23 protein-coding genes are annotated in these 20,577 nt (G+C 44.9%); 14 read left to right on the forward strand and 9 right to left on the reverse strand.

Features of this window, described 5'->3' with window-relative positions; all coding sequences use genetic code 11:
* Window positions 1–225: 225 nt before the first annotated feature.
* The 3 genes from Q0372_RS09060 to Q0372_RS09070 are packed head-to-tail and all read right to left on the reverse strand — an operon-like array spanning window position 226 to window position 1,482.
* Window positions 226–579 carry a hypothetical protein gene (locus Q0372_RS09060; RefSeq protein ID WP_298105076.1) on the reverse strand — a complete coding sequence of 118 codons (354 nt, stop codon included), beginning with the start codon at window positions 577–579 and terminating at the stop codon, window positions 226–228.
* Between the two features lie 47 nt (window positions 580–626).
* On the reverse strand, window positions 627–1,154 hold the full coding sequence (locus tag Q0372_RS09065; RefSeq protein WP_298105082.1) for a hypothetical protein: 528 nt from the start codon (window positions 1,152–1,154) through the stop codon (window positions 627–629).
* A 13-nt stretch (window positions 1,155–1,167) separates the two neighbouring features.
* Window positions 1,168–1,482, reverse strand: a complete 315-nt coding sequence (locus Q0372_RS09070; protein WP_298105084.1) for a hypothetical protein — start codon at window positions 1,480–1,482, stop codon at window positions 1,168–1,170.
* 602 nt (window positions 1,483–2,084) lie between these two features.
* Here Q0372_RS09070 and Q0372_RS09075 point away from each other — a divergent pair.
* Both Q0372_RS09075 and Q0372_RS09080 read left to right on the forward strand, forming a co-directional pair.
* Window positions 2,085–2,240 carry a hypothetical protein gene (locus Q0372_RS09075; protein WP_297921763.1) on the forward strand — a complete coding sequence of 52 codons (156 nt, stop codon included), beginning with the start codon at window positions 2,085–2,087 and terminating at the stop codon, window positions 2,238–2,240.
* Between the two features lie 401 nt (window positions 2,241–2,641).
* A complete protein-coding gene (locus Q0372_RS09080) occupies window positions 2,642–3,487 on the forward strand; it encodes a universal stress protein (RefSeq protein WP_297950989.1) in 846 nt (281 codons plus the stop codon).
* Window positions 3,488–3,850: 363 nt separating this feature from the next.
* Here the strand turns inward: Q0372_RS09080 and Q0372_RS09085 are convergent, their stop codons facing one another.
* Complete coding sequence (locus Q0372_RS09085; protein WP_298105086.1) at window positions 3,851–4,066, reverse strand: hypothetical protein; 216 nt, start codon at window positions 4,064–4,066, stop codon at window positions 3,851–3,853.
* A gap of 13 nt (window positions 4,067–4,079) precedes the next feature.
* Between Q0372_RS09085 and Q0372_RS09090 the strand changes: the two genes are divergently transcribed.
* From Q0372_RS09090 to Q0372_RS09105, 4 genes are all read left to right on the forward strand, one after another.
* Entirely contained in the window at window positions 4,080–4,211 is a 132-nt protein-coding gene (locus Q0372_RS09090; protein ID WP_298105088.1) for a hypothetical protein, read from the forward strand.
* A gap of 1 nt (window position 4,212) precedes the next feature.
* Window positions 4,213–6,327, forward strand: a complete 2,115-nt coding sequence (locus tag Q0372_RS09095; protein ID WP_298105091.1) for a TonB-dependent siderophore receptor — start codon at window positions 4,213–4,215, stop codon at window positions 6,325–6,327.
* Window positions 6,328–6,901: 574 nt separating this feature from the next.
* Window positions 6,902–9,082, forward strand: coding sequence for an SbmA/BacA-like family transporter (locus Q0372_RS09100; RefSeq protein WP_298105094.1), 2,181 nt, complete (start codon window positions 6,902–6,904; stop codon window positions 9,080–9,082).
* 888 nt (window positions 9,083–9,970) lie between these two features.
* The gene (locus tag Q0372_RS09105; RefSeq protein ID WP_298105097.1) at window positions 9,971–10,459 is read left to right on the forward strand and encodes a chemotaxis protein; all 489 of its coding nucleotides are present in this window, start codon (window positions 9,971–9,973) and stop codon (window positions 10,457–10,459) included.
* Between the two features lie 11 nt (window positions 10,460–10,470).
* On the opposite strand, the gene prfA is transcribed toward Q0372_RS09105, so the two are convergent.
* Entirely contained in the window at window positions 10,471–11,538 is a 1,068-nt protein-coding gene (prfA, locus tag Q0372_RS09110) for a peptide chain release factor 1 (RefSeq protein ID WP_298105101.1), read from the reverse strand.
* A 24-nt stretch (window positions 11,539–11,562) separates the two neighbouring features.
* The gene (rpsT, locus tag Q0372_RS09115; RefSeq protein WP_291938896.1) at window positions 11,563–11,835 is read right to left on the reverse strand and encodes a 30S ribosomal protein S20; all 273 of its coding nucleotides are present in this window, start codon (window positions 11,833–11,835) and stop codon (window positions 11,563–11,565) included.
* A 151-nt stretch (window positions 11,836–11,986) separates the two neighbouring features.
* On the opposite strand from rpsT, the gene glmM reads away from it, so the two are divergent.
* The 5 genes from glmM to nhaA all read left to right on the forward strand — a co-directional run bounded on the left by glmM (window position 11,987) and on the right by nhaA (window position 15,944).
* Entirely contained in the window at window positions 11,987–13,327 is a 1,341-nt protein-coding gene (gene glmM, locus Q0372_RS09120; protein WP_297900738.1) for a phosphoglucosamine mutase, read from the forward strand.
* A gap of 98 nt (window positions 13,328–13,425) precedes the next feature.
* Window positions 13,426–13,887: a signal peptidase II gene (gene lspA / locus Q0372_RS09125; protein ID WP_298105103.1), complete on the forward strand. Its 462-nt coding sequence runs from the start codon at window positions 13,426–13,428 to the stop codon at window positions 13,885–13,887.
* Complete coding sequence (locus Q0372_RS09130; protein ID WP_298105108.1) at window positions 13,874–14,266, forward strand: SHOCT domain-containing protein; 393 nt, start codon at window positions 13,874–13,876, stop codon at window positions 14,264–14,266. Before lspA ends, Q0372_RS09130 begins: the two co-directional genes overlap by 14 nt.
* 9 nt (window positions 14,267–14,275) lie before the next feature.
* Complete coding sequence (locus tag Q0372_RS09135; protein ID WP_177386933.1) at window positions 14,276–14,716, forward strand: CopD family protein; 441 nt, start codon at window positions 14,276–14,278, stop codon at window positions 14,714–14,716.
* Window positions 14,717–14,780: 64 nt separating this feature from the next.
* Window positions 14,781–15,944: a Na+/H+ antiporter NhaA gene (gene nhaA, locus Q0372_RS09140; protein ID WP_298105110.1), complete on the forward strand. Its 1,164-nt coding sequence runs from the start codon at window positions 14,781–14,783 to the stop codon at window positions 15,942–15,944.
* Window positions 15,945–16,074: 130 nt separating this feature from the next.
* Here nhaA and Q0372_RS09145 read toward each other — a convergent pair whose 3' ends face one another.
* From Q0372_RS09145 to ruvC, 3 genes are read right to left on the reverse strand one after another with little or no spacing between them, the layout of a single operon-like run.
* Window positions 16,075–16,602, reverse strand: a complete 528-nt coding sequence (locus Q0372_RS09145) for an isochorismatase family cysteine hydrolase (RefSeq protein ID WP_298105113.1) — start codon at window positions 16,600–16,602, stop codon at window positions 16,075–16,077.
* Window positions 16,602–17,408, reverse strand: a complete 807-nt coding sequence (locus Q0372_RS09150) for a nitrilase-related carbon-nitrogen hydrolase (RefSeq protein ID WP_298105116.1) — start codon at window positions 17,406–17,408, stop codon at window positions 16,602–16,604. The genes Q0372_RS09145 and Q0372_RS09150 overlap by 1 nt, the downstream gene beginning before the upstream one ends.
* Window positions 17,409–17,417: 9 nt before the next feature.
* Complete coding sequence (gene ruvC, locus Q0372_RS09155) at window positions 17,418–17,897, reverse strand: crossover junction endodeoxyribonuclease RuvC (RefSeq protein ID WP_298105119.1); 480 nt, start codon at window positions 17,895–17,897, stop codon at window positions 17,418–17,420.
* Between the two features lie 110 nt (window positions 17,898–18,007).
* Between ruvC and dnaA the strand changes: the two genes are divergently transcribed.
* From dnaA to dnaN, 3 genes are read left to right on the forward strand one after another with little or no spacing between them, the layout of a single operon-like run.
* The gene (gene dnaA / locus Q0372_RS09160) at window positions 18,008–19,336 is read left to right on the forward strand and encodes a chromosomal replication initiator protein DnaA (RefSeq protein WP_298105122.1); all 1,329 of its coding nucleotides are present in this window, start codon (window positions 18,008–18,010) and stop codon (window positions 19,334–19,336) included.
* A gap of 29 nt (window positions 19,337–19,365) precedes the next feature.
* Window positions 19,366–19,488, forward strand: a complete 123-nt coding sequence (locus tag Q0372_RS09165) for a hypothetical protein (protein ID WP_297944547.1) — start codon at window positions 19,366–19,368, stop codon at window positions 19,486–19,488.
* 4 nt (window positions 19,489–19,492) lie between these two features.
* On the forward strand, window positions 19,493–20,572 hold the full coding sequence (gene dnaN, locus Q0372_RS09170) for a DNA polymerase III subunit beta (protein ID WP_298105125.1): 1,080 nt from the start codon (window positions 19,493–19,495) through the stop codon (window positions 20,570–20,572).
* Window positions 20,573–20,577: the final 5 nt, after the last annotated feature.

Genomic DNA, 20,577 nt, shown 5'->3' on the forward strand with positions numbered 1-20,577 from the left:
GGCACGGAGGCAATTAAAAATTCAAATTCATTTTTTATCATATTAAAATCCTATTTTTTGTTTTTTACTACCTAATTTAATTTGAATGTTCTATCATTCGAGCCTAAATCATATTTACCCCATTCTTTTATGACATCTTGAGCTATACTTTTTATGCGGAATTCCTGCCCTTTTAAATTAAGCATCTATTTTTCTCCATAAATTTTTCTATTAAGCTTATCGCATCTAAATCAAATTTCTATCCATATCAAATATTTTGGGATAGTTTTTATAGTTTATTTCGATATAGTCGCCTTTTTTAAATTTTGCAGCTTGCGTTGATAAAACCTCTAAAACTACAAATTCAAATCCAAAAAATAGCTCATCCCACCCCTCTTCTCCTTCTTCGAGACCTGGATCGCAGCATCCTTCAAAATCATCATAAAATCTGACTTTATATATATTATTTTCATCAAACTCAATGATAAACTCTCTTTTGTTTAGTTCATATATATTTCTCGCCAAATTTTTCATAATATCGCGTTCGTTGTCCGAAAATCTTAACAAAAAATTCTCGTAAATTTCTCTTCCGCTTAGCATCGCACTCCTTTTTGCAGTTTAACAAAGAATTTGTCCGCTTGAGCCTTTTAATCGGCTTCTTGGCTATTGTATTTCGCACTCTCGATATTTGCAAGCGTTAATTTCGCTAAAGGATTGATAAACTTAGCGATACAATATTTATTATCGCATGTAATCACGCTTTGACGCTTATCTACTTTCATTGCGTTGGAACAATTCGGGCACATTACATAGCCTTCGCCCAAATCAACGCCAATCGGAAAATTTAGCCCTCTCTGCTCTTTCAAAAATCTAAAAAATTCCTCTTTCGAAATTTTGATATTAGAAAATAATCTAAAAATTTCTTCTGCCTTTTGCCTTATCTCGCCTTCTTTAAAAAATACGTTAGGAGCCTTTTTAAAATCTTCATCAAACTCAGAAAATCTACCCGTCATCATATCCAATTCTTTTAATGCCTGCTCTTCCGCTTTATTGGTTGCGCAATATTGCGATTCCAAATCATACATCTTATAAAATTCATCGCAAAACAGCTCTATATCGCACCAATCGTATATGAATCCAGCTATTAAATAATACAACCCTTCATTTTGCTGCATATTTCGCCTCATTTTAAATTTTATCGCCATTTTTATTATTTACGCTTTTTAGAATTTCACGTAATAGCTCGTTTTCGGTTGCATTTTTCTCATCTAATATTGATACGCCCATAGTTGTTGGAGTAATCTTGGATAAAAATAGATTTACAAGCTCTGTTTTTTCATCGATTCCGTATGACAATGTAACGATATCCAATAAATCGTGCCGCTCTATAAAGCTATCAAAGATATCTTCTAATTGCGACGCTTTCTCTGCGTAGAAGAATATCCACTTTACGCCTATAAGAAAATCCGTTGTGATATTACTAAAGATATCTATCTTATCCATAAAGTGCGATCCGATAAGCAAATATATATCCGAGCTGCTTTTCGATAAAGAGCTAAGCTCATAAATAGAACCAATATTTCTATAATTTAGCATTTTATTTCTCGCTCCCTTGTTTTTTTATCATCTTTAGCCACTCTTTTTCAAATTTATAATATCTTTCAAGCTTTTTATTCCTTTTTATTTGATTCCACTTTTCTATCTCGGCATAATCTTGCAGCTCGCCTCCGCACTTAGGGCAAACACTCCTATCTTTAACGTCCGAGAAATTATAAAAATTTACTTCTCATATTTTTAAAATTTTACCGTAATCTTCCTGTAAAATTTTACTTAAATTTGGCTTCAGTCGTTTAAAATTTTATCTCTTTAAAATTTAAATTTCAACTGTCGCCTGGCGTTTTAAATTTCGCCGTTTTAAAATGCGCGCTTCAAACGCCGCTTTAAAATTTACACAGACGCGAGCAGGTAAGAGGGCGCCGTTATAAATCTAAAGCCAAATTTTATTTCTAGCCATTTTTTTAATTTGTTTCTTATTTTTAATATATGAAAATCCCGCCCCGTTTCATTCGTAAATTTGAAACGTATCTTAAAAACAAGGAAAGCCGATGAGTGAAAGAAATTTACAAATTTTAGGTTGGGCGGGCACATGCCTGTCGGTTATAATGTACGTGTCCTACGTGCCGAACATAATGGCGAATTTAGACGGCAACAAAGTCCCGTTTCTCCAGCCGCTAGCAGCCGCGATAAACTGCACGATATAGCTTAGCTACGGTCTTTTAAAGCCCAAAAAGGACTATCCGCTCGCCGCGGCGAATTTCCCGGGGATTATCTTTGGGCTGCTAACTGCAATAACGGCGCTTTAACCGCGCTTTTAGCGGCTTAATAAATTTCAAAATCGTCCGAGCAGTACTTTTGCATGCCGCGTCCGCAACGCTTTTTAGTCGCCCACTATGCTACTACGCTGCAACTACTAGCTCGCTGTCGCGCTGAGCCTAAGCTAGCTTGCCACAAGCATACCCGCACCTCACATATCCATTACGACGCGGCTTTAAATTTCACAAAATCGCCCGCGCCGCATTCAAATCTGTCGAATTTAAATAACTTTTATACAAAATTTGATAAGCTTATTTCGGTTAAAATTTTATCTTTAAAAGGACGAAAAATGAAAAAGGTCATCACTTGCGTCGATCAAAATGCGCTTGCCCCAGCGGTTAGAGATTATGGAATTTACGTCGCTAAAACCTTGGGTGCCGAGCTCGTGTTTATTCACGTGGTTGAAATTCCGGAGCTTGGCGAGAATTTTTATGGGCTGGCCGCAGGCGGGATCGTCCTAGGAGAGAATGATATCCTTGCAAATAGCTACGGAAGTCCCACACTAGGCGGCGTGGATGCGGAGAAAGACCACGAAGAAGCCGAAGCGATGCTGGATGAATATATCTGCGCCGCGACTGCTGCGGGCGTAAAGGCGAGTAAGATCATTAAAGATGGCGATTTTATCGACGTTATCGCCGAGTACAAGGAGGAAGCTGAAATTTTTGTACTCGGTATCAAGGGCTCAAATAACGAGGACGTAGGCTTTAACGCAAGCGTGCTGATAAAGGAGCTTCACGTGCCATCGCTGCTCGTGAATAAGGAATTTTCACCGATTAACTCCGTGCTCATCGCATTTGACGGCACTGACGCGGCGAAACGCACGCTTGAGTTTATAAAGAGCTCAAAGCTTCTTGCGAGCGCACATAAGCATGTCTTGCACATCAATCTCGATGCCGCAGAGGGCGAGCGGATGCTGGATCTGGCGCGCGAAATTTTAGGCACTCAAAACGCCACTTTCAAATACATCCAAGCCGAAGTGCCCGCCGATGAGATCATCAAATATCGCCGCGCCAATAACCTCGATCTGATCGCTACCGGTGCCTTTACGAAAGGGTTTTTCAAAAAGCTCTTTTTAGGCAGCGTCTCCGAGGATATCTTGCACAATGCGCTTGTACCGGTGCTAGTGCTATCGTAGCCGCAAGACCAAACGCCGATAAACGCTAAATTCCGTCGCTTACGTTATTTTAAAGCGGCGGAATTTTAGAATTTTAAATTTTTCAATCCTTCGTTTTTCAAATTCATAGAAATTTTGCTTAAAAATTCGTCAATAGATCTTATTAAATTCCGTTAAATTAGCAATTGCATATAAAATTTTATGATTTAGTTTATTAAAAATTTTATTATTATTTAAGAAGAATTGTAAGATAATCCCGCTAGCAAATTGATATGGATTATAAAATCTAAAAAGGATTTTTATGAAAAAGGGTAAAATTTTACTTTCTTTTGCGCTACTTTGCTCACCATTTTGGCTTACTGCGGCGCAAAATAGTGGCACTTCTCAAAACTCGTCCGCTGCAAGTTCTGCCTCTAAAATTTCGTCGTCGCAAAGCTCGCGCGCAGCCGCTACATCGCGGAGCTCCGCGCCGCCTGCTTCAAATTTAGCCTCTAATAGTGCGGCGACGCAAAGCTCTGCGCAAAAGCCTGGAAGCCGCCCTACCGCTGTAAATTCCGCGCCGTAGGGCAACGCCGTCGTAAGCCCCGCCACTAAAGACATTGCACAAAATTCCGTGCCGCAAAGCGGTAGCGCGGTAAATTCTACGCTGCAGAGCTCGGACGACGATAATCTCGGCACCATAAACGTCACGGGCAAGGCCGATCTGTCCACTACCGAGGGCACAGGGATGTATTACGACCGATAATATGAATACCGCCACGGGCCTTGATCTAAGCATCCGCCAGACGCCTCAAACCGTTTCCGTCGTGCCCGATCAGCTCATAAAGGATTTGAGCCTTACCAAGGTCGACGACGCGCTAAATTACGTACCGGGTATTACCGCTACTAGCAGATTCGGTATGAGTTTGCCGATTTCAAGGGGATTTAACATCGATAATATCCAAGAAGACGGCATGCAATCCACTACCGCGCTTGCGGCGCAGGGGCTTTACGGGCAGTCAAAGGAGCACACGGATTTGGCGTTTTACGACCGCGTCGAAGTTTTACGCGGCGTCGCGGGTCTTACGCAGAGTAACGGTGAGCCGGGCGGAACTATAAATTTAGTAAGAAAGCGTCCTCAAAAGGAGCTCGGAGCGAATTTATCGCTAAGTGCGGGCAGTTATGATTATTATCGCGGCAGCGTGGACGTGACGGGCGGCTTAAACGAAAGCGACTCGCTCCGAGGACGGCTCATCGGCGTAAGCGGCAAGGAGGGCTCCTTTAGAGATTTGCAAAATACCGAACGCGGCGCGGCATCGGCGATGGTGGGAGCTGATCTAGGAGATTTTAGCGAAATTTTAGCCGGCGTGATCTATCAAAAGACAAGAAGCGTTTATGATCCTTTCGGCATTCCTGTAGTGGGCAAGGACGGCAACGCGTTAAATTTAAGCAAAAGAACGACCTTTATATCGGATTGGAGCAGGTCGGTTTATGAAAAATATAATACGTTTTTGGAGCTAAATCATAAATTTAGCGATAATATCAAGGCTTACGCTAAACTAAACTATACTCACAGCGAGAGCTTGTTGAAATTCGGCGGCTGGCACGGAGTGGGTAGGGATCCTGCGAGTAGATACATAAGCTATGACAGATACGACAACGGCAGTAAAGAACTAAGCTTTCAGGTAGGTAGCGATATCGGCTATGAATTGTTTGGGCAAAGCCATGATTTTTTCATAAACGCTACTGCGTCGAAGGAGAGATTTACGCAGCACGATAGAGACGTTTACGGCGGCGCAGCGGGATTGACGTATGAGAGCTTTAATAAGGGGCTTATAAACAACGAGCCTAATTGGAATGATACGACCGCGTTATGCGCGCTTGGAACCCGCTGCTACAATCTTTACTACACGACTAAAATTTATCAGCAGATGGTTGCGATGGGCACGAGATATAATTTTAACGATGATTGGCATCTGCTCGTAGGCGGCAGATATTCAAGGCTAAAGCGAGAAAGCGCTACGGATAACTATCGCACGGGCCGCCACAGCGAAGACGATATCGTTAAAAAACACAAGATCACGCCTTACGTGGGGCTTACGTGGGATTTTTCGAGAGATCATTCGCTATATGCGAGCTATGCCGAAATTTATAAACCTCAAACCGCTAGGGATAGAAACGAAAAAATTCTAGAGCCGATCGTAGGCTATAATGCCGAAGTGGGCGTGAAGTCGGAATTTTTCGACGGCGCGCTAAATACGACTGTGGCTTTCTTTCAGATCATGCAGGAAAATAGAGCCGTCACCGACTACGATTATTACGACGCTACGGGTCTAAGCAGATCGGTAGCTAGCGACAAAGTCAGATCCAGAGGCTTTGACATAGAAGCAAACGGTGCAATTACCGACGAGTGGAAAGTATTCGGAGGCTACACCTACAATAAAAGCGAGTATATGAAGGACGAGAGGCGTTTTGTGGCGCTAAGCAACGTCGATTACCGCAAGGGTGCCAATGCCAAGCCTTGGATCCCTAAGCGTATGTTTAAGCTCTACAGCAGCTACGAAATTCCGCTCGTAGCGCAGCAAAAGATCACTTTGGGCGCCGGATTTCGCTATCAGAGCAAGACCGACAACCAATATACCAGGCGCAGTATCTCGACGGGCGCTTATTACCCCGCTAACGACATCCCCGTACAGGGCGGCTACACGATATGGGACGCCAACGCTGCGTATGAATACAATGAGCATTTTAGTTTAAATTTATCGGTAAAAAACATAACCGACAAGCGCTACTTTATCAATCAAAATAACAGAGTAGCGGGACAAAACAACTACTACGGCGAGCCGCGGAATTTTATGCTGACGTTTAATTATAAATATTAAGGCGCCGTTTTGCTCAAAGTCTGCCCGCGCCTTGCTTTGGGCGGGATGCATAAAATTTGCGAGTAAGTCGTATTCGCAAATCTTTATGCTCTCAGATTGCGCGGGTTAGTGTCAATGCGAGCGCAGCGGGGCTTGCATGAAGGTATGAGTTGATCGGCGCTCATTAAGCTTGAGCAATCCGGTGCGCCGAAGTCTGCAGACAGGTTTTGCGCGAATAATGCTGCGCAGTTAAATTTTGCATTCGTTCGCGCGGATTTTGTACTTGCAAAGCTGCGAGCGGAGCGAGTACGCAAAGGCGCGTGAGCTAAATTTATCGCAATCCGCGCATGGCGAGGCGGGTAAAATTTGAACGAAGCCGCGGGATTAAAATTTAACTCGTGATTTGGTCGATTAGAGATTGATTAGCGCGAGCGATCGCAGGCGATGCGGGCGATAAATTTAATCTCGCGAAATTCCAAGCGAATTAAACGCGCAGACTTGCGAGCATAAAATCCGCTCGCGAGTCTGCGGGATCAAATTTAATCCCGCGATCTCGCTGTAACCGGCGCTAAATTTTAAAATTTAAAGAGAAAATTTGAAAACGCTAAAGCAATTTTTTGAAATTCTACGTCCGCACTGGTTCGGCAAGGGCGCGGCAAAGCTGTGGACGCTGCTGCTGCTTGCACTTGGTTTTAGCCTGGCTATCATCGAAATCAGCGTGCTGATGAACGCGTGGGATAAGCGCTTTTACGACGCGCTAAGCGAGCTTAAAGGCGAGCTCATTCCCGCGCTCGTGGGCGAGTTTTTGCTCTACACGGCGCTCATCGTGCTTTTCATCGTCTGCGGCAACTGGTTTCGCAAACTGCTCGTAATCGTCTGGCGCGAGCGGCTAAGCGCGATGATGGAGCGCAAATGGCTACATAACGCAAACTTCTACCGCACGAGCCTTGAGGGGAATTTCAGCGCCAGGGGCGGATCAAATTTAGAAAAACCTGGCGACGTAAATTTAGATGAAAATTTAAACGAGCGCGCAGAGTATTCCGCAGCCGAGGCGGACAGCGCGGTTTTGCATAGAGACGCAAAGGGGCTTGAAATTTTACCGAGCACGACGGAGCAAAATGCGACAGGGCAAAGTGGCGCAAGCGAGAATGAAAATTTAAACGATCGTAGCGACGAGAATTTTAAAAATTCAAAAAACGCCGAGAATACTAAAGCATATTTGGAGCAGGATACGGATGGCTTAAACGAATGCGTGGGCTCTGCGAGCGATCGCGCAGAGTATCTTGCAAGCGAGGCGAGCGGCACCGGTGTGAACGAAAATTTAAACCAGCAGCGTGAGGAAGATTTTAAAGAATATTGGGGACGAGATACGGGTAATTTAAACGAACGTGCGGCGTCCGTGAGGGCGCGGGCTGGGTGCCCCGCAACCGAAGCGGATGCCAAAGGTTCGTTTAAAGCTTCCGAAGACCGGGGAATTGCAAAGCTAGACAACCCTGATCAGCGTATCGCCGAGGACAGCTTGCTGCTTGTGCAAAAAAGCGTCGATCTCGTAAAATCGCTCGTCTATAATCTCGCCAAGCTCATCGCCTTCGTTGCGATATTGTGGCAGGTCTCGAAGGTATTGAAATTTGAAATTTTCGGCATGCACTTTGAGATCGAGGGCTTTTTGCTCTACGTCGCGCTCCTTTATACGCTAATTTGCTCGCTGATTACGCATCTCATCGGGCGCAGGCTTAGGGGGCTAAATTTTGCTAAGCAGCGCGCCGAAGCCGACTACCGCTCGGATCTGCTGCTCGTGCGCGAAAATGCAGAAGCCGTAGCGTTTATGCGCGGAGAGGATGCCGAGCGCGGCCGCTTCCGCGCGAGCTTCGGCGAGATCATGAGAAACTGGCGCAGCATCATGAATACGGAATTTCGCCTCGAATGCTTTTCGGCAAGCTACCTAAAAATCACTAATTTAATCCCGATCTTTGCCTGCTTGCCGCTGTATTTGTCGCGCGCGATGAGCTTTGGCGACATGATGCAGGCGCGCTCGGCGTTTTACAGCGTGCAGGACGGATTTGCGTGGTTTATGGACTATTACAAGCAGATCATGGAGTGGGCGGCGAGCGTGCAGAGGATTTATGAGTTCATCTCGCGCATGGACGGCGAGAGTGCAAATCTGCGTGCTTGCGTCATACAAAGCGACGAAAATTCCGCTCGGTGTGAGGGCTTGTCGGTCTTCACGCCTGCGGGCGAGCCGCTGATTGAGGATCTACGCTTCGAGCTTGCGCCCGCGCAGTTTATAATGCTGCGAGGCAAGAGCGGCGCGGGCAAAAGTACGGCTCTGCGCTACGCGGCGGGTCTTTGGAGATACGATCGCGGCGAGATCAGTCTGCCACGCACGGGCGTGATGTTTATTCCGCAAAAGCCCTACCTAGCGCCGCTTAGCCTAAAGGAGCTTATCTCTTATCCGCAGCCGCCGCGCAAAGACGATGCGGAATTTTTAGAAATTTTATGCCGCGTAGGACTTAAGAAATTTGCCCGCATGCTAAACTCGCGCGCCGATTACGTTAAAATTTTAAGCGGCGGAGAGGCGCAGCGGCTTAGTTTCGCACGTATTCATTACCACAAGCCGAGCTTTGTTTTCGCAGACGAGATTACGTCCGCGCTCGATCCTGCTTCGGCGCGCGAGCTGCTACTTGGTCTGCGTGCGGATCTACCGAGCCTCGGCATGCTAGCGATCGTGCATCAAACGGGGCTTGAGGAGATATTCGAGCGGACTATAGAGCTTTAAATTCGGCCGTTTAAATTTCGCGCCGCAGGGATTTCGCCTTTAAATTCATATCTTTTTAAATCCAGATTTATTAAAATTACTCGTTTATATTAAGCGGCGATAAAATTTAGCCTAGGCGCTAAGTGTTCGCATACATGGGCATCGGCACTCGCGCGGCTAGGCGCTTGCACGCAGTCGGTGGCATAGCACCGCCGTAGGTAAGTATTTACGGCGCAACGAGTAGTTCGGAAGTTGGTCGGCAGTGCGCGATCGCGGTTCTGTACGGAAATTTAAGCTGATAAAATTTAAACGCAAGATAGTCTGCTCAATGCGGGGCGTTTCAATAAAATTTTAAGCTACGTGGCGAGCGGCTTGGAGGTCGGTAGACGGCGCGCTAATGAGCGGGCTACGTAAGCGGCGCGATGCGCGGGCGTAGCGATAAATCGGTAGCGCGTCGGATGGCGCGTAACACATCGGCGGCGCAGACGGCACGCCGTAGTCGAGAAGCGGAGCGGCGATACGTACCTACTCGGCGCCGTATGACATAACCTTCGCTTGGGCAAATCATCATCGTAACGACGCTACGATCGAAGCGAACAACGCTGCCGCGACGACGGATCGGCAGTACAAAGCGGCGCGGCATGATTGCGGCGGCGACAGCATAAAATGCCGCAATATGGCAACCGCGATCGACAGGATGCGTATGTAGGGAAAGCGCAGTGCAAGTAGCGCAAACGTCGCGATACGACGATGGCGACCTGCGGAGCGTATAAGTGAAGCAGCAGTGCGGGCGGCGCAATAACGCCGAGGCGATACAATAGCGGCGACCGACGAGACGTAACGCCGCCGTAGCGTTCGCGGGCGCTACGGCTAAGCCGCTAAATTTTAAAAACGAAGCAAGGAGATTTGATGCTTAAGGCGGAGATTGTTTATAAATTTGCGCTCATCGTGCTGCTAGCTTGCGCGCTTTGCATTTTGGGCTTTTCGGGCGTTAATTTCGCGCGCGGCGAATATGACGAGGCCTGGATGAGCCTGCATAAGATCGCAGGATTGGGCCTGCTTTGCGTCGCGATCTTGCATATAATCACGAGGCGAAAGAAGCTCGCAAAGCTTTGGGGCGAGTTTTTGGACGTGGTTTTGAGCCGCAAAAATCCCGGTTTTTGTAATATGGATCGCATCATCGGCGCGATCGAGTCTTGTAATATTAGGGAGATCGCTGGTAAAATGGGCTTTGAGCCGGACGAGCTCGCTGAGATTTTGAAATCAAACGGCATCAAGCTTGTAAGCGCAGATCAAGGTCTGCGCGAGCTTGCGAAGCTCAACGACGAAAAAATTTTCTTCATCTTGGTGCTTTTAATCGAGGCAAAATTCGGCAAAGCAGGCGGGTGTAAGGTCTAAATTTAAAAGGCTTAATAGCCCGCGTTTGCGATCGCTTCGGCTTGAGAGTGCGCGATGAGCGGATCGATGATCTCGTCGAACAAGCCGCCCGCCATGATCGCGTCTAGGCGGTAAAGCGTTAAATTTATGCGGTGGTCGCTGATGCGGTTTTGCGGATAGTTGTAGGTACGAATTCGCCCCGAGCGGTCGCCGGTGCCTACCTGATCCTTGCGATCTTTGCGCTCTTTTTCGAGCCGCTCCTGCTCCTGCATATCGTAAAGGCGCGCCTTCAGCACCTTCATCGCCGCCTCTTTGTTTTTGTGCTGATCCTTGCCGTCTTGGTTAGTGACGACTAAACCGGTCGGGATGTGAGTGATGCGAACGGCGCTATCTGTGGTATTTACGGACTGTCCGCCGTGGCCGGAGCTGCGCATAACGTCTATGCGAAGGTCGTTCGGATTGATCTGTATCTCGCTATCCTCGATCTCGGGCATGACGGCGACGGTGATTGCAGAGGTATGCACCCTACCCTGGCTCTCCGTTTCGGGGACGCGCTGCACGCGGTGGGTGCCGCCTTCAAATTTCAGCCGCGAATACGCTCCCGCGCCCTTTACGAGCAAGATCGCTTCTTTGTAACCGCCGACGCTGCCTTCGCTGGTGCTTACGATCTCACATTTATATCCGCGAAGATCGGCGTAGCGCAGATATGCGCCGAGCAGATCGCCCGCAAACAGCGCCGCTTCGTCGCCGCCTGTACCGGCGCGGATCTCAAGGAAGATATTCTTATCGTCGTTGGGATCTTTAGGAAGCAGTAAAATTTTGATTTTTTCTTCGAGCTGCGGTTTTTGCGTCTCTAAGTTTTTAAGCTCCTCTTTGGCTAATTCGCCGAGATCGGCATCGCTTAGCAGGGCTTTGTTTTCTTCGATCTGATTTAAAATTTGAAGATACTCGCTAGCCGCCTCTTTGATCGGCTCGATATTTCGCTGCTCCTTAGATAGCGCCGTCATATTAGCGATATCTGCGGTGACTGCGGGATCGCTAAGCATGCGCGAAAGCTCGTCGTAGCGATCCAAAAAAGGCTTTAGTTTATCGGCTAGCATTTAAATTTTATGCGTAAGGGGCGCTTACGCGGCGGTTTTTAAAGAATTTACGAGTTTGGCTAGGCGGCTTACTTTTCTGCTCGCGGTCTGTTTTTTCAAAAAGCCCCTGCTTACGAAGCTGTGAAAGCTTTCATTAGCCGTTTTTAGAGCCTGAGTCGCTGCGTCTAGATCCTTGCTCTCGACCGCCTCTCTTACGGCTTTTGTAATATTTTTTACTCTGGTGCGATAAAATCTATTTCGCTCCGTTCTTTTTATGGTTTGTCTCGCGCGTTTTTCGGCGGATTTGTGATTTGCCATAACGTCCCTTTCGGTTAAATTTGAACCTGCGATTATACGTAAAAAATATTTAATCGACGCTTAATTTAAGTGAAATTTAAATATAGTTTAAATTTATTAAGATTAAACTTTTTCTGGTAGAATTTGCCGATTTTTATACAAGGATTTGATAATGAAACTTTTCGGAACGGACGGCGTACGAGGCAAAGCGGGAGAATTTTTGACCGCCGAGCTTGCGATGCGCGTAGCGATGGCAGCGGGAATTTATTTTAGGAAAAATTCCGTTACGAATATGATTTTAGTCGGCAAAGATACCCGCAGAAGCGGCTATATGATAGAAACCGCGATCGTTGCGGGCCTTACCTCGGTGGGCTACAACGTCCGTCAGATCGGTCCGATGCCTACTCCTGCGATTGCCTTTCTTACGGAGGATATGCGCTGCGATGCAGGCATCATGATAAGCGCGAGCCACAATCCATACTACGACAACGGCATTAAATTTTTCAACAGCGAAGGCTTTAAACTCGACGAAAAAGAGGAAGCGCAGATCGAAAAAATTTACTTCAGCGACGATCTAATCGCCGAGGCGCGCACCAAAATGATGCAAATCGGCGCCGCAAAGCGCGTGGACGACGTCATCGGCAGATACATTGTGCATATTAAAAATTCCTTCCCGAAGCAAAAGACACTGCACGGGCTTCGCGTGGTGCTTGATTGTGCAAACGGAGCAAGCTATAAGGTCGCACCTACGGTATTTAATGAGCTGGGAGCCGAAACTATCGTCATCGGCGACGAGCCTAACGGAAAAAATATAAATGATGCTTGCGGCGCGTTAAGCCCGCAAAATTTAGCCTCGGAGGTCAAAAGATTGCGCGCCGACGTCGGCTTTGCTTTCGACGGGGATGCCGATAGGCTCGTAGTCGTGGATGAAAACGGCGAGATCATCCACGGCGACGCGCTACTTGGAATTTTAGCAGTCTATTTGAAAGGAAAAAATCGCTTAGCAGGCAATAAAATGGTAGCCACAGTGATGAGTAATTCTGCGCTGGAGGATTTTTTAGCTAAACACGACATCGCGCTTCATCGCTGCAATGTAGGCGATAAATTCGTACTTGAGACGATGCACGAGCTAGGCGCAAATTTCGGCGGCGAGCAGAGCGGGCACGTGATCTTCGGCGATTACGCCAAAACGGGCGACGGCATCGCAAGCGCGCTGCAATTCGCCGCTTGCATGTTGGATATGAAAAAGAAAGCAAGCGAATTTTCGGGGATGATTAAGCCCTATCCACAAATTTTAAAGAATTTAAAAATTTCGGATAAAAAGCCGCTTGAAAAATTAAAAGGGCTAAAGGAGCTTGAAGCAAGCCTTAAAGCGGACAAAATCCGCTCGCTCTTTCGCTACTCCGGCACCGAAAACGTTATCCGCCTCTTAATCGAGGGCAAAAACGAAAAACTGCTGCAAAAGCGAATGGACGAGGTCGAGAAATTTTTTACCAAAGCCCTAAATGAGTAGCGTTGCGGTGAAATTTTACGGCGCGACAAGCTCATGGCTCGGTACAAAAGGCGCGGACAAAAAATGCAGGCTTTACATATTTAAATTTAGGCTGCGAGATGGCTAAGACTTGTATTAAATTTATCCTACTTTTTGCGGTGATCTTTGCGATCGATCAAGCGATCAAACTTCTGTTTTTAAACGGCTTTTCGTGGCAAGGCGAGTTTTTTTCGCTAGAGCTTACGCTTAATCGCGGCGTTGCGTTTTCGATGTTTGCGTTTTTGGGCGAAAATTTAAAATTTATCCAGATCGCGCTGATCTCAGCGCTTGCGGCGTATGTATTTTGTCATAAAAAGCTCTTTTACGAGCACTGGATGCCGTTTGCGCTGATGCTTGCGGGGGGCTGTTCAAACCTGCTCGATCGCTTCATTCGCGGCGGCGTGGTCGATTACGTCGCGTGGCATAAGTGGTTTGAGTTTGCGGTGTTTAATTTCGCCGACGTGATGATAGATCTGGCCGTCGTGATTTTTATTTTTCAGGGCTTACGCACCGCAAAAAAGGAGAAAAATGAAGAGAAATAATTACATCGCTTACGCGCTTTGGTTTTTAGGTGCGTTTTCGTGGATCGCAGCTATGCCGATCGGCGGCGGACTACATAGAATTTACTGCGGCAAATTTATCAGCGGATTTGCTCAAATCGCGCTATTTTGGCTAGGGAGCTTTACACTATGGTTTTTAGTGGGCTTTTTGTTTTGGGCGATTTGGGGAATTTGGATTTTGCTAGATATATTTTTCGTAGGAATTTGGGTGGAAGATTTAAATGCTTTTGCAAGCGAGACGGAGGAGGACGACTACGAACAGCGTCTGAAAAAGGTCAATGCGCTTTATGAGCTGTATCAAAAAGGCGCGATTTCCAAAGAGGAATTCGAAGCGCGAAAAGAAATTTTAATGAGAGATTAAGGAGAAAAAATGAGTTACTATTGGTTTAAATTTGTCCATTTTGCGGGTTTTATTTCATGGATGGCGATGCTATTTTACATGCCGCGCTTGTATGTATATCACGCTGAAAATTTAGACAAGCCAGATTTCGTAAAGGTCGTTAAAAAGATGGAGCGGATGCTGTATCACGCGATCGGCTGGATAGCAATGGCGGTGACGGTTTTTAGCGGAGTGATGCTTATCATTTTAAATCCGGGGCTTATGAAAATGGGATATTTTCATATAAAATTACTAGCCGGAGTTTTGCTAATCTGTTATCATTTGTGGCTGTATTATTATATGTATAAATTTGAAAAAAATGAGTGCCACAGGAGCGGAAAATACTTCCGTGCGATCAACGAAGGCCCTACGATCATAATGTTTATAATACTTTATGCGATGCTAATAATGCCGAATTTACCGAGCAACTAGCCCGTTTTGATAAAAATTTAATTAAAATTTGCATAAAATTAGAGCAAAATTTTAAAGGAAGCATGTGCAACATATTATTAAGAAAATTTTATCAAGCGAAAGTAGCGCCGGCGTTATATTACTTCTATCCGCGGTTTTTGCGATCATAGCTCAAAATGTGGACTTTTTATCTAAATACTATGAGGCATTTTTACATCTAAGCTTCACCATAGGTGTGGGTTCTGCGAAACTTGACGAATCGATGCATTTTTTAGTAAACGACGTGCTTATGGCGATATTTTTCTTTGCCATTGGACTTGAGCTAAAGCGCGAAAAGATCGAAGGGCAGCTGCGCCATTTCTCTCAAATTTTACTTCCTAGCTTCGCGGCTTTGGGCGGAGTAATGATGCCCGCGATCATATTTTCGATCATCAACTGGGGCGATGCCATCGCAATGAAGGGCTGGGCGATCCCTACGGCGACCGATATAGCCTTTGCCGTGGGCGTTATGGCACTTTTGGGCAAAAAAATCCCGGCTAGCCTTAAAATTTTCGTTTTGACGCTTGCAATAATGGACGATCTGTGTGCAATTTTAATCATCGCTTTGTTTTATTCCTCTACCATAAACGCAATCTATCTAGGCGGTGCAGCTATCTGTGTCGCAATAATGCTAACGATGAGTAGACTTGGCGTTGATAAAAAGCTTCCGTTTATCATCGTAGCCGTGGTGCTGTGGGTGATGGTACTAAACTCCGGTATCCACGCGACTATCGCAGGAGTGCTTGCGGGCTTTTGCATCCCGCTTAAGACCCGCTCGGGCTCTATGCTAAAGGATATGGAGCACGGCCTAGCCTACCCAGTAAATTTTTTCATCTTGCCGATCTTTGCCTTTACAAACGCAGGCGTCTCGCTAGCGGGCATCAGTCCTAGCTTCCTTTTCGGCCCGGTACCGATGGGCATTATGCTCGGACTATTTTTTGGTAAACAGATCGGAATTTTTGCCTTCAGCTGGATCTTAATCAAAGCTAAAATCGCCTACATGCCCGAAAACGCGGGCTGGCCACAGCTTTACGCAGTAGCAATCATCTGTGGTATCGGCTTTACGATGGCACTTTTCGTCGATGGCCTCGCATACGGCGGCAGCGATATGTATCATTACACGGACAAGCTCGCGGTATTTTTAGGCTCAATAATTTCCGGAGTAGTGGGATTTTTCGTCGCAAAAGCAGTCGCGGTAAAACAAAGCTAAATTTCATAAAAAGATTAAAATTTTAAAATTCTACCGCTCAAAAAATTTCAAAATTTTAAGAGCGGCTCTAAATTTTAAAATTTATAAGCTAGAAAATTTAACTTAAAATTCTGTCTGATCCAAGCGCAGCTTAAATTACCAAAATTCCCGCATTTTGCATTAGGCTTAGCGCACATTCGTCGTAGTAGCCGCGCTCATGGTTCGGCGCATCGTAGGTAGCTACCGCACCTCGCGGAACGATGACATCTTTATCGGCGCCCGTTTCGTTGAGATAGGTGCGCAGGCTAAGCGCAAACTGCATCACGCAGATGTCGGTGCAACAGCCCGTAATCACGAAGCGATCGAAGCCGTCCAGAATTTTCTTATCCAAATTATGAAAGCCGTTCGTGCTGCGCTTAAAAGTGACGTTTTGCTCGCTTACGTAGGGCGCGAGCTCCTCGATCACCTCCGCTTCGGGCGAGCCAGCTAGGCAGTGGATCGGATAGCGCTTCATCTCCAAATCCCGCTCGGCGTGAGCGTCGCAGATGAAATGCACGTTTTTCGCCGCCTCAATCTGTCTAAGCACCGCAGGGGCGATCTTTGCTATGCTAGGATCAGCCATTGCGCCGAATTTTACGAAGCCATTTACCATATCAATCACAAATACCAAAGTTTTCATCAAAACTCCTTATAAATTTCAGGTTTCATATCTTTTAAAAGATCCATTTTAGCGCGAAATTTTAAAATTTCATTTAAATCCGCTCGAGCAATCTTCACGGCCTCTTTTTTGCCTAGGCGCGCGACGATCTCGCCGCCGGGATTTATCAGCATGGAATTTCCGCCGAAACTCTCGCCCTGCCCCGTATCGCCGCAGCCGTTTACCGCGCAGATAAAAATTTGATTCTCAATCGCGCGAGCCCTCGCAAGCGTGATAAAATGCTCTATGCGGCTTTGCGCGAACTGCGCGATTACAAAAACTATCTGCGCGCCACGAAGCGCTAAAGCTCGAAAAATTTCACCGAAGCGCAGATCATAACAGATCGCGACGCCGATTTTGACCGCGCGATTTTTAAATTTAATCTCAAAAATACCCAGCTTATCGCCGCCGCTTACGATCTCGTTTTCGCGAGCGAGCGAGAAGGCGTGAATCTTGTCGTAGCGTAAAATTTCGGCTCCGTTTTGATATATAAAAGCGGAATTGTAAATTTTATCTCGCTTGGAATTTATCGATCCGCCGATTAAAATAGCGCCGCTTTTTTGTGAAATTTCGCTTAAAAATTTTTTCGTATAAGCAGCGTTTGTATCGGCTAGCTCTTTAAATTTAGCCGTATTAAAGCTGATATTAAATGCTTCGGGCAGCACCGCTACGTCCGCGCCGCGCTTTAACGCGCGATCTATCAGGCCGTGCGCGTGAACAAAATTTTGCTCACAATCTGCGAAATTTTGAGCTATTTTCACGTCCATTTGCAAAATAGCAATTTTCATAAAACCCTCCTATTTAGGCACTAGCCGCATAACATTTGCATGTGTAAGCGCGATAGCTATGGCATCAGTAATATCAAGCGGCTTAATCTCCTTATTAATCCCCAAAATTCGCTTTACCATGAACGCAACCTGCTCCTTTGCAGCCTTTGCCTTGCCCGTGACTGATTTTTTTACCTGAAGCGGCGTGTATTCGGCAAAATTTCCAAAAATTTGTAAAATTTTAAGAGCCAGCGCGCCGCGAAACTGAGCGAGCTTTAAAACAGACTGCGGATTGTAGGCATAAAACATCGATTCTATCGCGACCTCATCAATCTTATGAGCGCTAAAAATTTGATCGATCGCCTCGCTCATCTGTGTCATTTGAAATTGCACGTTTTCGGCCTTCATTTTTACCAATCCCGCCTCGATGAGTTTGATCTTATTCACATCTTTTTCCAAAATCGCATAGCCTAAATTTCTAGTTCCTGGATCAATTCCTAAAATTTTCATAGCCACCTTTCACACTTATTCACAGTTTAATCACCGGTGAATAAACTTAAATTTACCGCAAATTTAGCGAAATTTAGCTAAAATCTTAATCTAATTTGTAAGGGAATTTTATGGCGACGTCGCAAGCACAAGAAATTTTATCGAATTTAGAGAAGGAAATTTTACCTACCGAATACTCTAGATACATTAAAAATTTGAAATTCAACGATAAAAACTCGACACCGGAATTTTTCATCTACAACGCAACTAACGAGTTTATCGCCAAATATGCCCAGACAAAATACGGCACTAAAATAAAAGAACTTATCAAAAAACAGTTTGGGCTTAACGACGTGATCGTCAAAATCACCTCAAAAGCTAAAATTTCACCGAAAGAAAAGGTAAAAATCATCTCGGAAAAGCCAAAGAGCACGATTCTAAGCGAAAATTATAATTTTGAAAATTTTATCATCGGCGATTCAAATAAATTTGCTTTTGAGTGCTCTATTACAGTCGCAAAAGAGCCCGGAATTCGCTTTAATCCGCTCTTTATCTACGGGCCTAGCGGGCTTGGAAAAACTCACCTGCTTCAATCGATCGGAAATTACTGCATCAAAAAGGGAAAGACCGTCATCTGCGTCACCAGCGAGCAGTTCGCTAATGATTTCGTCTTTAATCTCAAAAACAACTCGATCGATAAATTTAAACAAAAATACCGCAACTGCGACGTTTTGCTCATCGACGACATTCAGTTTTTAATCGGACGCGATAAAGCTCAAGAGGAGCTTTTTTATACGTTTAACGAGCTGAAAGACAAAAACTGCCAAATCGTGCTAACCAACGACCTGCCGCCAAAATTTCTAAAAGGCTTTGAAAGTCGCCTCACAACGCGATTTGAAAGCGGCATAATAGCAAACATTACCCCGCCAGATCTCGAAACTAAAATTGCCATTATCAATAAAAAGAGCGAGGAAAATCGCGTTAGAATTTCACACGATGTCGTAGAATATATCGCTGCAAATATGGGTGACAATATCCGCGAAATCGAAGGCGCAATAAACAAACTAAACGCCTACTCCTCAATACTTCGCACAAAGATCACGCTGGAATTTACCAAAAGTACGCTTCAAGATCAGATCCATCAAAAATATTCAAGCGTGAGCCTAGAGCACGTCATCGAAGTCATTTCAAAAGAGCTAAACGTAAAACCTAGCGAGCTAAAAAGCAAAACGCGAGCTAAAAACGTCGTCGAAGCGCGCCAAATTTGCATATATTTAACCAAACAGTTAACTCAAAACTCAATGCCTAAAATCGCCGCATTTTTTAATCTAAAAGATCACAGCGCCATCAGCAAAAATATCAAAAAAATCAACGAACTCATACAAACCGATGAGATGTTAAAGATAAAGATCGAAGAACTAAAAAACAAAATAACCAAAAAGGATAAGAATGAAATTTAAACTTTATGAAAATAAAGCAAAAATGGTGAATGAAAGTGAATAAAACAAAGCTACTTACTCACTGGATAAACTACCTAAAGACAAGCTTTAGGATAAGTTTTTCACAAAAACCACTTGCCAACTACTACAACGATAAAAATTTAAAAGGATAAAAATATGAAAGTGTTAATCACTAAAAAACTTTTAGAAGAAATAGTTTCAAATACTAGCTCCTATCTTGATAAAAAAGATCTAAGCTCGATAACTTCGCATCTTTTAATGAGTGCAAAAGATGGAATTTTTAGTATAAAAGCTACCGATCATGAAATCGGCTTAAGCTACAATCTACAAAATGTCTCGATAGAAACAGAGGGAGAAGCTACTGCAAATGGAGGTAAACTTCTTAGCGTCATCAAAGGCCTAAGCGACGATAACGTGACCTTAGAAACCGTCAACGGAGCGCTATTTGTAAAGCAAAAAAAATCCAAGTACAAGCTTCCGATGTTTGAGACGAGGGATTTTCCAAGCTTCCCTATAATAGATGGTAAAAACAGCTTTGACGTAAACGCTGGAATTTTAGGAAGAAGCCTTAAAAAGATCTATCCGTCGATCGATACGAACAATCCAAAATATGAGCTAAACGGAGCCTTAATCGACGTAAAAGAAGGCTTTATAAATTTAGTCGGAACCGATACGAAGCGACTTAGCGTTTATAAACTAATCACTCAATCAAAAGCGAGCGAGCTAGATACTAAAATTTTAATCCCTAAAAAGGCAATAAGCGAAATTCAAAAGTTATTTTCTGATAAAATTAAAATTTACTACGACGAAAACGTGTTGCTGGCGGTGAGCGAGAATTTTGAGTTTTTTACAAAGCTTATAAACGGTAAATTTCCAAACTACGAGCGCGTTATCCCAAACGATACAGCGTATAAAATTTTAATCCCGCGCGATAAGATGGTAAGCGGCGTGCGAGCGATAAACGCGATGTGCGAGGAGATGAAGGTTACCATTAAAAAGGATGGAATGATTTTTGAGAGCATCAACGAGGATAATTCCGAGGCAAAGACCGAAATTGAAGCGGCGATTGAGATAAACGGCGAGATAGTTTTCGGCGTTAAAAATCGCTTTCTGCTCGATTTTTTAAGTAGTATCGAGAGCGAAATTTTTGAGCTTGATTTTAACAGCTCCGATACGGCGTTCGTGCTTAGCGCGGATGGCTTAAAAACGGTCGTTATGCCGATAAATAATATTTAAAGGAA

Source organism: uncultured Campylobacter sp. (genome assembly GCF_937997405.1).
In the GTDB taxonomy this organism is placed as follows: Bacteria; Campylobacterota; Campylobacteria; order Campylobacterales; family Campylobacteraceae; genus Campylobacter_B.

Bases quoted from the DNA above. Each gene is read 5' to 3' on its own strand.
- Q0372_RS09080 (WP_297950989.1), top strand. From the start codon at position 2,642: ATGAAAAAGGTCATCACTTGCGTCGATCAAAATGCGCTTGCCCCAGCG.
- Q0372_RS09070 (WP_298105084.1), bottom strand. From the start codon at position 1,482: ATGGATAAGATAGATATCTTTAGTAATATCACAACGGATTTTCTTATA.
- Q0372_RS09130 (WP_298105108.1), top strand. From the start codon at position 13,874: ATGAAGAGAAATAATTACATCGCTTACGCGCTTTGGTTTTTAGGTGCG.
- Q0372_RS09085 (WP_298105086.1), bottom strand. From the start codon at position 4,066: ATGTCTTTAGTGGCGGGGCTTACGACGGCGTTGCCCTACGGCGCGGAA.
- Q0372_RS09105 (WP_298105097.1), top strand. From the start codon at position 9,971: ATGCTTAAGGCGGAGATTGTTTATAAATTTGCGCTCATCGTGCTGCTA.
- Q0372_RS09065 (WP_298105082.1), bottom strand. From the start codon at position 1,154: ATGCAGCAAAATGAAGGGTTGTATTATTTAATAGCTGGATTCATATAC.
- rpsT (WP_291938896.1), bottom strand. From the start codon at position 11,835: ATGGCAAATCACAAATCCGCCGAAAAACGCGCGAGACAAACCATAAAA.
- dnaA (WP_298105122.1), top strand. From the start codon at position 18,008: ATGGCGACGTCGCAAGCACAAGAAATTTTATCGAATTTAGAGAAGGAA.
- Q0372_RS09150 (WP_298105116.1), bottom strand. From the start codon at position 17,408: ATGAAAATTGCTATTTTGCAAATGGACGTGAAAATAGCTCAAAATTTC.
- Q0372_RS09135 (WP_177386933.1), top strand. From the start codon at position 14,276: ATGAGTTACTATTGGTTTAAATTTGTCCATTTTGCGGGTTTTATTTCA.
- Q0372_RS09145 (WP_298105113.1), bottom strand. From the start codon at position 16,602: ATGAAAACTTTGGTATTTGTGATTGATATGGTAAATGGCTTCGTAAAA.
- Q0372_RS09095 (WP_298105091.1), top strand. From the start codon at position 4,213: ATGAATACCGCCACGGGCCTTGATCTAAGCATCCGCCAGACGCCTCAA.
- lspA (WP_298105103.1), top strand. From the start codon at position 13,426: ATGGCTAAGACTTGTATTAAATTTATCCTACTTTTTGCGGTGATCTTT.
- dnaN (WP_298105125.1), top strand. From the start codon at position 19,493: ATGAAAGTGTTAATCACTAAAAAACTTTTAGAAGAAATAGTTTCAAAT.
- Q0372_RS09075 (WP_297921763.1), top strand. From the start codon at position 2,085: ATGAGTGAAAGAAATTTACAAATTTTAGGTTGGGCGGGCACATGCCTG.
- Q0372_RS09060 (WP_298105076.1), bottom strand. From the start codon at position 579: ATGCTAAGCGGAAGAGAAATTTACGAGAATTTTTTGTTAAGATTTTCG.
- Q0372_RS09165 (WP_297944547.1), top strand. From the start codon at position 19,366: ATGAAAGTGAATAAAACAAAGCTACTTACTCACTGGATAAACTACCTA.
- ruvC (WP_298105119.1), bottom strand. From the start codon at position 17,897: ATGAAAATTTTAGGAATTGATCCAGGAACTAGAAATTTAGGCTATGCG.
- glmM (WP_297900738.1), top strand. From the start codon at position 11,987: ATGAAACTTTTCGGAACGGACGGCGTACGAGGCAAAGCGGGAGAATTT.
- prfA (WP_298105101.1), bottom strand. From the start codon at position 11,538: ATGCTAGCCGATAAACTAAAGCCTTTTTTGGATCGCTACGACGAGCTT.